Genomic DNA, 11677 nt, shown 5'->3' with positions numbered 1-11677 from the left:
TCATGACTGAACGCGTCGTGCTCGCCTACTCGGGCGGCCTGGACACCTCCGTCGCCATCGGCTGGATCGCCGAGGCCACCGGGGCCGAGGTGGTCGCCGTGGCCGTCGACGTCGGCCAGGGTGGCGAGGACATGAACGTCATCCGCAAGCGTGCCCTGGACTGCGGCGCCGTCGAGGCGTACGTCGCCGACGCGCGGGACGAGTTCGCCGCCGAGTACTGCATGCCCGCGCTGCGGGCCAACGGCATGTACCTCGACCGCTACCCGCTGGTCTCGGCTATCTCGCGGCCCGTGATCGTCAAGCACCTGGTGCGCGCGGCCCGCCAGTTCGGTGCCACCACCGTGGCGCACGGCTGCACCGGCAAGGGCAACGACCAGGTGCGGTTCGAGGTGGCCACCACCTCGCTGGCCCCGGACCTCAAGTCGATCGCGCCCGTGCGCGACCTGGCCCTGACCCGCGAGAAGGCCATCGACTACGCCGAGAAGCACGACCTGCCCATCGCGACCACGAAGAAGAACCCGTTCTCGATCGACCAGAACGTGTGGGGCCGCGCCGTGGAGACGGGCTTCCTCGAGGACATCTGGAACGAGCCCACCAAGGACGTCTACTCCTACACCGACGACCCGACGTTCCCGCCGGTGGCGGACGAGGTCATCATCACGTTCGAGCAGGGCGTCCCGGTGGCGATCGACGGCGTGGCCGTCACCCCGCTGCAGGCCATCCAGGAGATGAACCGCCGCGCCGGTGCGCAGGGCGTGGGCCGGATCGACATCGTCGAGGACCGCCTGGTGGGCATCAAGTCCCGCGAGATCTACGAGGCCCCCGGTGCCATCGCGCTGATCGCGGCGCACCAGGAGCTGGAGAACGTGACGATCGAGCGGGAGCAGGCCCGGTTCAAGCGCCAGGTCGAGCAGCGCTGGAGCGAGCTGGTCTACGACGGCATGTGGTTCTCGCCGCTGAAGAAGTCGCTCGACGTGTTCATCGACGACACCCAGAAGTACGTCTCGGGCGACATCCGCATGGTGCTGCACGGCGGCAGGGCGACGGTCACCGGCCGCCGGTCGGAGCAGTCGCTGTACGACTTCAACCTCGCCACCTACGACGAGGGCGACTCGTTCGACCAGTCGCAGGCCCGCGGCTTCATCGAGATCTACGGCCTGACGGCGAAGCTCGCCGCCGCGCGCGACGAGAAGTTCGGCAACGGCGTGGACCTGGGCGCCCCGGCGAACCTGAGCACGGGCGCGCTGTGAGCGACGACGGCAAGGACGTCGCCGCGCACGGGTCCGGCACCGTGGAGGGCCGCAGCGGCGAGAAGGTGGCCCTCTGGGGCGGCCGGTTCGCCGGCGGCCCCTCGCCGGAGCTCGCGGCGCTGTCCCAGTCCACCCACTTCGACTGGCGGCTCGCGCCCTACGACATCGCCGGGTCGCGGGCGCACGCCCGCGTCCTGGCGGGCGCGGGCCTGCTCACCGAGCCGGAGCTCGCCCGGATGATCGACGCGCTGGACGTGCTGGAGCAGGATGTCGCCTCGGGCGCGTTCCTGCCGGTGCTGGACGACGAGGACGTGCACACCGCCCTGGAGCGCGGCCTGCTGGAGCGCGCCGGGGACGAGCTGGGCGGCAAGCTGCGCGCCGGCCGGTCCCGCAACGACCAGATCGCCACGCTGGTGCGGCTCTACCTGCGCGACCAGGCCCGCACCATCGGGGCGCAGGTGCTCGACCTCGTGGACGAGCTCATCACGCAGGCCGTCGCCGCGGGCGACGCCCCCATGCCGGGGCGCACCCACCTGCAGCACGCCCAGCCCGTGCTGCTGGCGCACCACCTGCTGGCGCACGCCTGGCCGCTGCTGCGCGACGTCGACCGGTTCCTGGACTGGGACGTGCGTGCCTCGACGTCGCCCTACGGCTCGGGTGCGCTGGCGGGCTCGTCGCTCGGCCTGGACCCGGCGGCCGTGGCCGCCGACCTGGGCCTGGAGGGCGGACCGGTCGAGAACTCGATCGACGGCACGGCCTCGCGGGACGTGGCGGCGGAGTTCGCGTTCGTGGCGGCGATGATCGCCGTGGACCTGTCGCGCATCGCGGAGGAGATCATCCTCTGGAACACCAAGGAGTTCGGGTTCGTCCGCCTGGACGACGCCTGGTCCACGGGCTCCTCGATCATGCCGCAGAAGAAGAACCCGGACATCGCCGAGCTCGCGCGCGGCAAGGCCGGACGCGTGATCGGTGACCTCACCGGCCTGCTCACCACGCTCAAGGGCCTCCCGCTCGCGTACAACCGCGACCTGCAGGAGGACAAGGAGCCGGTGTTCGACCAGGTGGCGACGCTGACGACGGTGCTCCCGGCGTTCTCGGGGATGGTGCGCACCATGGTGTTCGACACCGACCGCATGGCCGAGCTCGCCCCGCAGGGCTTCTCGCTCGCCACCGATATCGCCGAGTGGCTCGTGCGCCAGGGTGTGCCCTTCCGCGTGGCGCACGAGGTGGCCGGGGCCTGCGTGCAGGAGTGCGAGGCGCGTGGCATCGAGCTGTGGGACCTGTCCGACGAGGACCTCGCCAAGATCTCGGAGCACCTCACCCCCGAGGTGCGCACGGTGCTCTCGGTCGAGGGCTCGCTCGCCTCGCGTGACGGCGTGGGCGGTACCGCCCCGGTGCGGGTCGCGGAGCAGATCGAGGCGGCGAAGGAACGCTCGACGGAGTTCCGCTTCTGGGCGGAGCCGAAGTAGCCCGTCCGCCGGCGGTTCGTGCCGGTGGTGCACCGATGTCAGGAGGGTGGATGACCGTATCGCCTGGTGTGCTGGGGGACCTGCTCGAGCAGGTGCGGGACGCTGACGCGCGGCTCGTCGTCGTCGACGGTCCGGCCGGGTCCGGCAAGACGACCCTGGCCGCGCAGCTCGGCGACGCGCTGGAGGCCCCGGTGATCCACATGGACGACCTCTACGAGGGCTGGGCCGCCGGCCCCGACGGCGGCGCAGCGAACCTCCGCCGCTGGGTGCTGGACCCGCTGGCCGCGGGGGAGCGGGTCCGGTACCGGCGCTACGACTGGGTGGCGGACGCCTGGGCCGAGTGGCACGACGTGCCGCCGTCGGCCCACCTCGTGGTGGAGGGCTGTGGCGCGGGCGCGCGCCAGGTGGACGCGCTGGGCGCGTTCCGCGTCTGGGTCGAGGCGGACGACGCCGAGCGGCTGCGCCGCGGGCTGGAGCGCGACGGCGCCGCCGCGCGCGAGCACTGGCTGCGCTGGATGGCGGACGAGGCGGAGCACTACGCGCGGGAGGGCACGCGGGAGCGGGCAGACCTGCGGCTGGACGGTTTCGGCCGGCCGGTGTGAGCAGGAGGCGTCCGATCGTGCGGTGAGAGAAGGTGGCCCGCGGGGGTGGGTTGCTGACAGTAGACAATGTCTACCGCCAGCAACCCACCCCCGCGGGCCACCTTGATCCGACAGCCCAGGAGCCACCCGAGTGATCACCCCATGACCGTCCCGTCCCGCGAGTTCTTCGTCCGCCCCGTGGTCGATGTCGCCCGCGACCTGCTGGGCGCCACCCTGAGCCGGCGCACGGCCGAGGGCACGGTGACGCTGCGCATCACCGAGGTGGAGGCCTACGACGGCCCCACCGATCCCGGCTCGCACGCCTTCCGCGGCCCGACCAGGCGCAACGCCACGATGTTCGGCGAGCCCGGCCGCCTGTACATGTACCGGCACCTGGGCCTGCACCACTGCGCCAACGTCGTCTGCGGGCCGGCGGGCACGGCGTCCGCGGTGCTGTTGCGCGCGGGGGAGGTCACGGGACCCGGGCCCGACGGCGTCGCGCTCGCCCGAGCGCGCCGGCTCGCCGGCGGCGTGGCCCGGACCGATCGCGACCTGGCCCGCGGCCCCGCACGCCTCGCGGTGGCACTGGCGCTCGACCTGGCCGACGACGGCGCCGATGTCACCGACCCGGAGGGCGCGGTCGTGCTCTCGGTACCGGTGCCGGGCACCGAGGGCTCGGGCGCGGTGCCGACCCGCACGGTGCTGTCCGGGCCCCGGGTGGGGGTGAGCGGCGACGGCGGCCGTGCGGACCTGTACCCGTGGCGCTACTGGCTCGACGACGAGCCGACGGTGTCGCCCTACCGGGCCGCGGCACCACGGCGCCGGGCGGCACCCCGACGATAGGGCCTAGGACTCCTATGCCTAGTGCTGCTAGGGTAAGCATCCCTAGCAGCACTAGGCATAGGAGTGCAGGTGCACATCGACAAGGACCTGGTCGCGGCGTCGGCCACGCCGCTCGTCCTCGGCATCCTGGCCGACGGCGAGTCGTACGGCTACGCGATCCTCAAACGCGTCAACGAGCTCTCCGGCGGCCGCATGGAGTGGACCGACGGCATGCTCTACCCCCTGCTCCACCGGCTCGAGCGCCTGGAGTACGTCAAGGCGACGTGGGGCACCTCCGACGTCGGGCGGCGGCGCAAGCACTACGCGATCACCCCGTCGGGGCGCGAGGCGCTCGCGGAGCGGCGGCAGCAGTGGGCCGTCGTCTCCGACGCGCTCAAGCAGGTCTGGCAGGACGCCCAGCCCGGTCCCGCCGTCGCGGAGGGATGGGCCTGATGAGCGAGCAGAACCCGGCCGCCCCCGAACGCGCGGGACACGCCGCCCTGGAGGACCAGATCGACCAGTGGCGCGGCTACGTCCGGCGACGGCGCGCCATCTCGGCGTCCGACGTCGACGAGATGGAGGACCACCTGCGCGGCCAGGTCGCCGACCTCACCGCCGGCGGGCTCGACGACGACGAGGCGTTCCTCGTCGCCGTCAAGCGCATGGGCAACCTCGACGACGTGTCGCGTGAGTTCGCCCGCGAGCACTCCGACCGGCTCTGGAAGCAGCTCGTCCTGGTCCCCGAGGAGCCCGGCGACACGAGCCGCTGGCGTGAGCTCGGCGTGGTCCTGGCGCTCGCGGTCGCCTCGGGCATCTGGGTCAAGATCCTGCTCGACGCCGCCGCGGGCGACGACCTGGTGCTGGTCCGCAACGCGGTCTTCGCCGTCCTGCCGTTCCTCGCGGGCTACTTCGTGTGGAAGCGGCGCGTGCCGTGGCGCGTGAGCGCCACCCTGCTCGCCGCGACCGCCGCGCTCGCCCTGGTGGTCAACCTCTACCCGTTCGAGCAGGGCCCTCACGACGAGCCCGGCATGACGCTCTTCCTCGCGATCAGCCACACCCCCGTGGTGCTCTGGCTGCTCATGGGCGCGCTGTACGCCGGCGGTGCCTGGCGCTCGGGCGCCCGGCGCATGGACTACGTGCGGTTCACGGGCGAGCTGATCATCTACCTCGCGCTCATCCAGCTCGGCGGGGGCCTGCTCATCGGGCTCACGTTCGGCACCCTGAGCCTGGTCGGCGTGGACTTCGAACCGTTCCTCGCCGACTGGCTCCTGCCGTTCGCCGTACCGGGCGCCCTGCTGGTGGGGGCGTGGCTCGTCGAGGCGAAGAAGAACGTCGTCGAGAACATCGCGCCGGTGCTCACCCGGGTCTTCACGCCGCTGACGATCGTCATGCTGGTCGCACTGTTCGTCGCGCTGCTCGTCAACGGACCGCTCACGGCGGTGGACCGCGAGCTGCTCATCCTGATGGACGCGATCCTCGTGCTGGTCCTGTTCCTGCTGCTGTACTCGATCTCGGCGCGCGACCCGCTGGCGCCGCCCGGGATCTTCGACTGGCTGCAGCTCGTGCTGGTCGGCGCGGCGCTCGCGGTGGACGCCGTGGCGCTGACCGCCATGCTCACCCGCATCGCCGAGTTCGGGTTCACCGCCAACAAGGTCGCGGCGCTGGGGCTCAACCTCGTGCTGCTGGTGCACCTGGGCTGGGCGGCCTGGCTCGCCCTCGGGTTCGTGCGCGGCCACCGCACGTTCGGCGCGATCGAGCGCTGGCAGACGGGATACCTCCCGGTCTACGGGATCTGGGCGGCGATCGTGGTGGTCGCCTTCGGCCCGCTCTTCGCCTTCGCCTGACCCACCGACCTCGCCCGTCCTGCCGCTCCGCCGAAGTGCGCTTCTACCCAGTCGTTGCGCCCGAGAACACACTGCTTTCGGGGCGCAACGACTGGGTGGAAGCGCACCGTCGGTCGCGCCCGCGCCGTCAGGCCGGGTGCGTCTCCTTGAGCACCCGGGCCAGGTGGCGGACGATCTCGCGCGGGCCCGACTTCGCCGTGCCCCGCTCGACGTCGCTGTTGTAGTTCGTGTTGGTGTTCACGTCGTACGTCAGCACCCGGCCGTCGGCCGTGCGGATGTTCTCGATGCCGGCCACCTCGATGCCGTGCCGCTCCATGAAGGCGAGGTACCGCTCCACGACCGGGTCGTCGTAGCCCTCGCGCTCGGAGAACAGGCCCCACTCGTCGTCGGGCGCCATCGAGACGGTGGCGCCGACCGGCGGGATGGGCCGGCCCGTGACCGGGTCGACGGCGCACGCGTCGGCCGGGCAGAGCTGGAACCCGCCGCGCTCGGTGTCGCCGCGGACGGCGTAGACCAGCTCACCGCCGACGAGCTCCACCCGGGTGATGCCGCCGTCCGCCGCCACCACGTACTCCTGGATCAGCGTGATGCCGTCCACGGGCTCCTCGTAGTCGTCGGACGCGAGGTGCTCGGCGAGGTCCTCGAACGAGTCGAACTTGCGCACGCCCAGGCCCTTGCCGCCCTGGTTGTGCTTGGTGACGAACGGGGTGGGGAAGCCCTGTGCGGCCTTGAGCACCTGGTCCCGTCCGACGGCGGCCACCGTGCGCGGCGTGTCGATCCCCGCGGCCCGCAGCGCCGTGAGCTGGTCCACCTTGCTCATCTCGAGCTCCAGCACCCGGCGGCCGTTGACCGTGCGGCGGCCGTACGCCTCCAGCCAGGACAGCACGGCACGCGAGTAGTCCTTGGTCAGGCCGTGATCGCGCGTGTGGCTGCTGGCGGAGATGCGCGACCAGAAGACGCCCTCCGGCGGCGCCTCGTCCAGGTCCAGGACACCGTCGGTCAGCACCCACTCCTCGTACTCGACACCCTCGGCCGCGAAGGCCTCGGCGAACGGCGGGAACCACTCGGGGTTCTCGTGCAGGGCATAGATCTTCGGAGCGCTCACAGGAACCTTCCGCACGGTCGGGTGACGGTCAGAGGACCCGTCCATCCTGTCACGGCATCAGTGCAGGTCCGCTGTGTCCTGGGGCACAGCGGCCGCTGCCCGGCCCTCGTCCCCGGCGGGCTCGGGCGCCCGGTCGATCTCGGCGAGCGACCGGCGCGCCGCCGGCACCACGAGGATCGCGCCCAGCACCACGACCAGCAGCACGCCGGCCAGGACGAGCAGCGACTCCACGGAGAACTGGTCGGCCAGCGGACCGAACACGACCATCGAGAGCGGCATGGCGACCGTGATCACGATCCCCACGAAGCCGAACACCCGCCCCTGCATCTCCGGCTCCACGCGCTCCTGGATGATCGTGAACGCCGGTGTGTTCAGCGCGGCGAACATGATGCCGATCAGCAGGCCGAGCGCGAAGAACACCCACATGTTGGTGGACAGGCCCAGGCCGGCCACCAGCACGCCCGTGAGGATCACCGAGCCGACCATCAGCCGCACCCGGCGGGTGATCCGGGGTCCGACGGTCGCCATGATGATGCCGCCCAGCAGCATGCCGCCGCCCCAGAACAGCTCGTTGGCGGTCAGCTTCCACACCTCGTCGCCGAACGTGCGGGTGACCATCAGCGGCGTGAGGTAGCTCGGCGCACCGACCAGGAACATGACCAGCGCGAACAGCGCGACCAGCCACTTCACGGGGGCGTTCGCGCCGATGTAGCGGACGCCGGCCGCGAGGTCGCCGAAGTAGCTGACCGGTCCGTCCGCGCCGTCGGCCCGGACCAGGCGCGGCACGGTGACCAGGGCGAGCAGCCCGACGCCGATGAGCGCGGTGGCCGCGTCCACGAAGAACACCGCGACGATGTCGAAGGACGCGTAGATCGCGGCGGCCAGGGCCGGGGCGAGCAGCATCATGCCCGACTGGATCGACTGGAACATCCCGTTGACCCGCATGAGCTGGTCGGCCGGCACGATCTGGGGGATCATCGCGCTCACCGCGGGCGTCTGGATGCCCGCGAACACCGAGCGCACGGCCAGCGCCACGTAGATGACCCACAGGTCGTTCACGCCGCTGAGCATGAGCAGGGCCAGGCCCAGCGTGACCACGGCGATGGTGGTGTCCGCGCCGATGATCAGGAGCTTGCGGGAGTGCCGGTCGGCCCAGACGCCGCCGAAGATCGACATGAACGCCTGCGGCAGCATGCCGAACACGATGCTCAGCATGAGCACCGAACCCGACCGGGTCTCGATGGTCAGGTGCCACATGACGGCGAACTGGACCAGCATCGAACCGAGCAACGAGATGGTCTGACCGGTGAGGAACAGCCCGACGTTCCGCTTCCAGTGGGGCATGTCCGTGGCGCTCATGCTCCGATCCTCCCTGACGGTCCGGCGGGGCGCAGGGCTTTTTTCGTGTCCATGCCCGTTCGACGACGGCGCCGGCCGGAACTCATCGGACCGGCCGGCGACCGGCTCAGAGGAACAGCTCGACCACCGGTACGGCGACGTCGGGCCGCGCCGTCGGCAGGTGCAGCGTCAGGGTGCCCGGCGGCTGCCCGCCGGGCGTCGTGTTCCACGCCTTCTGGCCGGGGTCGGTGCGGGTGGCCCGCAGCTCCGAACCGTCGTGCAGGAGCTGCACGTACCGCACCCGGTCGGCGAGCCCGCGCAGGTGCACGTGCGCGAACGGCCACGCGAACAGATGCAGGTACAGCCGGTCGGCGCGCTGCGTGAGCACCACGCCGGGCGGCAGGCCCGGCGCCAGTGCCTCGACCAGGGCGGGGTCGGCGGGCCCCGCCCCGTGCACCGCCCGCCCGTGCAGCCGGGTCCACGCGCCGAGCGCCGCGAGCGTGGTGGTGTCGCGCGCCGGGATGGCCCCGCGCCCGTCCGGGCCGATGTTCAGCAGCAGGTTGCCGCCCTTGGCCACGGTGTCCACCAGCATGCGCACCAGCAGGTCCGGGTCCTTGAACCGGGTGTTGTCCCGGTCGTAGCCCCAGCTGCCGTTCAGCGTCTGGCACGCCTCCCACGTCAGCAGCGCGCCGTCGTCGTCCCGCATGGGCCCGTCCGGCTGGTACTGCTCCGGGGTGACCAGGTCGCCCGGGATGCCGAGGCGGTCGTTGACCACGGCCTGCGGCTGCAGCTCGCGGACCAGGGCGAGCAGCCCCTCCGCGTCCCAGTCCTCGGGGTGCTTGCCGCGCCAGCCGTCCCGGTCGTGCGCGTAGGTGTAGTCGAAGAACACGTAGTCGACGGCGCCGTACCCGCTGAGCAGCTCGCGCACCTGGGCGTGCAGGTAGGTGCGGTAGCGCGCCATGTCGCGCCCCGCGTTGAGGGAGTGGGCGTCCGGGTCGTCCCGGCGCGGGTGCAGGTAGTCGACCGTGAAGTCCGGGTGGTGCCAGTCGATGAGCGAGTGGTACAGGCCCAGGCGCAGCCCCTCGGCCCGGACCGCCTCGGCCAGCTCCGCGACCAGGTCGCGCCCGCGCGTGCGCGCGACGGAGTAGTCGCTGACGGCGGAGTCCCACAGGGCGAAGCCGTCGTGGTGCTTGGTGGTCAGCACCACGTACCGCATGCCGGCGTCCTTGGCGGCCCGCGCGATCGCGCGGGCGTCGAACAGGTCGGGGTCGAACACCTCCGCGTACCGCTCGTACTCCTCGGTGGTCCGGCGTTCGTTGCTCATCACCCATTCGTGCCGGGCGGCGGTGGAGTAGAGCCCGAAGTGCACGAACAGGCCGAACCTGGCCTCCGTGAACCAGGTCCGGTCCGGGTGGGGCAGCGGCTGGGACATGTGCGGATCACTCCTCGTCGAGCGCGTGTCCCCGGAGCCAGGGCAGAGGTATGACGTATCGCTCCGGGTGGGTCGAGCCTATCGGGTCCAGAAGGTGATCGAACCCTACGATCCGACCCAGATCGGTGCTATAGATTGGATGAATCGTCAACGTAGCCGTTTTCCTGAAGGAGTTCCCGTGACCACACCCCTTGAGTTCGACGGCGTCCGCGCCATCGTCACGGGAGGGGCGTCCGGCATCGGCGCCTCCGTCGTGACCGCTCTGCTGGCACGCGGCGCCCAGGTCGTCGCGATCGACCGCTCGTCCGACGGCGTGCCCGCGGGCGCGTCCGGCGAGGTCGCCGACGTGACCGACGACGCTGCCGTCCGCCGCGCGGTCGAGGCCGCCGCCCAGCGTCTGGGCGGCATCGACGTCGTGGTCAACAACGCCGGCATCGGCGCCCAGGGCACCGTCGCCGACAACGACGACGCCGAGTGGCTCCGCGTGCTGGACGTCAACGTGCTCGGCATCGTGCGCGTCACCCGCGCCGCCCTGCCGTACCTGCGCGAGTCCGCGCACGCCGCGGTGGTCAACACGGCGTCGATCGCCTCGTGGACGGGCCTGCCGCAGCGCGCCCTGTACTCCGCCAGCAAGGGCGCCGTCCAGGCGCTCACGCTCGCGATGGCCGCCGACCACGTGCGCGAGGGTATCCGCGTGACCTGCGTCAACCCCGGTACCGTCGACACGCCCTGGGTGGGCCGGCTGCTCGACGCCGCCGCCGACCCGGCCGCCGAGCGCGCCGCCCTGGAGGCCCGCCAGCCCACGGGCCGGCTGGTCAGCCCCGAGGCCGTCGCGCACGCCGTCTGCTACCTCGCCAGCCCGCTCGCCACCGCCACCACGGGCACGGCGCTCGCGGTCGACGGCGGCATGCACGAGCTGCGCGTGCGCCCGCCCGAGCAGTCCTGACCCCACCTGCCCACCCGTACCGAGAACGAGGACACGATGCACCTGCTCCGCCTGGGCCCCCTCCGCCAGGAGATCCCCGCCGTCACCTCCGACGGCGCCACCTACGACCTGCGCCCCCTGACCGCCGACGTCGACGGCGCGTTCCTCGCCGCCGACGGCGTGGCCCGCGCCCGGGCCGCCCTGGCAGCGGGGGAGCTGCCCGTGCTCGACGGCGCCGGCGAGCTCCGCCGCGGGGCGCCGATCGCGCGCCCGGCCGCCGTCGTCTGCATCGGGCAGAACTACGCCGCGCACGCACGCGAGTCCGGCGCCGAGCCGCCGCGTCTGCCGATCATCTTCTTCAAGCACCCCAACACGGTGGCCGGACCGGACGACGCCGTGCCGCTGCCTCCCGGTGCCGAGAAGGTGGACTGGGAGGTGGAGCTGGCGGTCGTGATCGGCCGGCGCGCGAGCTACCTGCCGTCGCCCGAGGCGGCGCTCGAGCACATCGCCGGGTACACCGTGGTGGACGACGTCAGCGAGCGCGCGTGGCAGCTCGACGACTCGCTCGGCCAGTGGTCCAAGGGCAAGTGCGGGCCCGGCTTCCTGCCGACGGGCCCGGCGCTGGTGCCCGCCGACGAGGTGGACCCGGGCGGCCTGCGGTTGCGCTCCTTCGTCAACGGGGAGCCGCGGCAGGACTCGTCGACGGCAGACATGATCTTCGACGTCGCCGCGATCGTCCACCACCTGTCGCAGTACATGGCCCTGGAGCCGGGCGACCTGATCTGCACGGGCACGCCCGAGGGCGTCGCCCTGTCGGGCCGCTTCCCGTACCTGACCGACGGCGACGAGGTCACCGTGGAGATCGAGAACCTGGGCCGGCAGACCCACACCTTCACCTCCTAGTACGACGA

At 72.1% G+C, this 11677-nt stretch carries 11 protein-coding genes; 8 read left to right on the top strand and 3 right to left on the bottom strand.

Going from position 1 to position 11677, the window contains the following annotated elements; all coding sequences use genetic code 11:
* Window positions 1-2 precede the first annotated feature (2 nt).
* The 6 genes from ACO229_RS11895 to ACO229_RS11870 all read left to right on the top strand — a co-directional run bounded on the left by ACO229_RS11895 (window position 3) and on the right by ACO229_RS11870 (window position 5966).
* Window positions 3-1250 carry an argininosuccinate synthase gene (locus tag ACO229_RS11895; protein WP_397418598.1) on the top strand — a complete coding sequence of 416 codons (1248 nt, stop codon included), beginning with the start codon at window positions 3-5 and terminating at the stop codon, window positions 1248-1250.
* 41 nt (window positions 1251-1291) lie between these two features.
* Window positions 1292-2719 carry an argininosuccinate lyase gene (gene argH / locus ACO229_RS11890; RefSeq protein ID WP_423465295.1) on the top strand — a complete coding sequence of 476 codons (1428 nt, stop codon included), beginning with the start codon at window positions 1292-1294 and terminating at the stop codon, window positions 2717-2719.
* A 50-nt stretch (window positions 2720-2769) separates the two neighbouring features.
* The gene (locus ACO229_RS11885) at window positions 2770-3321 is read left to right on the top strand and encodes a uridine kinase family protein (RefSeq protein ID WP_423465057.1); all 552 of its coding nucleotides are present in this window, start codon (window positions 2770-2772) and stop codon (window positions 3319-3321) included.
* Between the two features lie 141 nt (window positions 3322-3462).
* Window positions 3463-4143: a DNA-3-methyladenine glycosylase gene (locus tag ACO229_RS11880; RefSeq protein WP_423465056.1), complete on the top strand. Its 681-nt coding sequence runs from the start codon at window positions 3463-3465 to the stop codon at window positions 4141-4143.
* A 69-nt stretch (window positions 4144-4212) separates the two neighbouring features.
* Window positions 4213-4575 (top strand): PadR family transcriptional regulator, encoded by a 363-nt coding sequence (locus ACO229_RS11875; protein WP_423465055.1) that lies wholly within the window; start codon window positions 4213-4215, stop codon window positions 4573-4575.
* A complete protein-coding gene (locus tag ACO229_RS11870) occupies window positions 4575-5966 on the top strand; it encodes a permease prefix domain 1-containing protein (RefSeq protein ID WP_423465054.1) in 1392 nt (463 codons plus the stop codon). Before ACO229_RS11875 ends, ACO229_RS11870 begins: the two co-directional genes overlap by 1 nt.
* A gap of 127 nt (window positions 5967-6093) precedes the next feature.
* Here ACO229_RS11870 and ACO229_RS11865 read toward each other — a convergent pair whose 3' ends face one another.
* The 3 genes from ACO229_RS11865 to ACO229_RS11855 form a co-directional block, all read right to left on the bottom strand.
* Window positions 6094-7071, bottom strand: a complete 978-nt coding sequence (locus ACO229_RS11865; protein WP_423465053.1) for an ATP-grasp domain-containing protein — start codon at window positions 7069-7071, stop codon at window positions 6094-6096.
* Window positions 7072-7128: 57 nt separating this feature from the next.
* Window positions 7129-8430: an MFS transporter gene (locus tag ACO229_RS11860; protein ID WP_423465052.1), complete on the bottom strand. Its 1302-nt coding sequence runs from the start codon at window positions 8428-8430 to the stop codon at window positions 7129-7131.
* A 106-nt stretch (window positions 8431-8536) separates the two neighbouring features.
* Entirely contained in the window at window positions 8537-9841 is a 1305-nt protein-coding gene (locus tag ACO229_RS11855; RefSeq protein WP_423465051.1) for an alpha-L-fucosidase, read from the bottom strand.
* Between the two features lie 139 nt (window positions 9842-9980).
* On the opposite strand from ACO229_RS11855, the gene ACO229_RS11850 reads away from it, so the two are divergent.
* Both ACO229_RS11850 and ACO229_RS11845 read left to right on the top strand, forming a co-directional pair.
* Window positions 9981-10787, top strand: coding sequence for an SDR family NAD(P)-dependent oxidoreductase (locus ACO229_RS11850; RefSeq protein WP_423465050.1), 807 nt, complete (start codon window positions 9981-9983; stop codon window positions 10785-10787).
* Between the two features lie 36 nt (window positions 10788-10823).
* On the top strand, window positions 10824-11669 hold the full coding sequence (locus ACO229_RS11845; protein WP_423465049.1) for a fumarylacetoacetate hydrolase family protein: 846 nt from the start codon (window positions 10824-10826) through the stop codon (window positions 11667-11669).
* Window positions 11670-11677 lie beyond the last annotated feature (8 nt).

The organism is Promicromonospora sp. MS192, assembly GCF_049532985.1.
In the GTDB taxonomy this organism is placed as follows: domain Bacteria; phylum Actinomycetota; class Actinomycetes; order Actinomycetales; family Cellulomonadaceae; genus Promicromonospora.
Note: the sequence above shows the minus strand (reverse complement) of the source record. Positions and strands in the feature narration are given on the sequence as shown.

What these genes read in the sequence shown, in the direction of transcription:
- ACO229_RS11895 (WP_397418598.1), top strand. Translation starts at nt 3, where the DNA reads ATGACTGAACGCGTCGTGCTCGCCTACTCGGGCGGCCTGGACACCTCC.
- ACO229_RS11885 (WP_423465057.1), top strand. Translation starts at nt 2,770, where the DNA reads ATGACCGTATCGCCTGGTGTGCTGGGGGACCTGCTCGAGCAGGTGCGG.
- ACO229_RS11880 (WP_423465056.1), top strand. Translation starts at nt 3,463, where the DNA reads ATGACCGTCCCGTCCCGCGAGTTCTTCGTCCGCCCCGTGGTCGATGTC.
- ACO229_RS11870 (WP_423465054.1), top strand. Translation starts at nt 4,575, where the DNA reads ATGAGCGAGCAGAACCCGGCCGCCCCCGAACGCGCGGGACACGCCGCC.
- ACO229_RS11860 (WP_423465052.1), bottom strand. Translation starts at nt 8,430, where the DNA reads ATGAGCGCCACGGACATGCCCCACTGGAAGCGGAACGTCGGGCTGTTC.
- ACO229_RS11855 (WP_423465051.1), bottom strand. Translation starts at nt 9,841, where the DNA reads ATGTCCCAGCCGCTGCCCCACCCGGACCGGACCTGGTTCACGGAGGCC.
- ACO229_RS11850 (WP_423465050.1), top strand. Translation starts at nt 9,981, where the DNA reads ATGAATCGTCAACGTAGCCGTTTTCCTGAAGGAGTTCCCGTGACCACA.
- ACO229_RS11845 (WP_423465049.1), top strand. Translation starts at nt 10,824, where the DNA reads ATGCACCTGCTCCGCCTGGGCCCCCTCCGCCAGGAGATCCCCGCCGTC.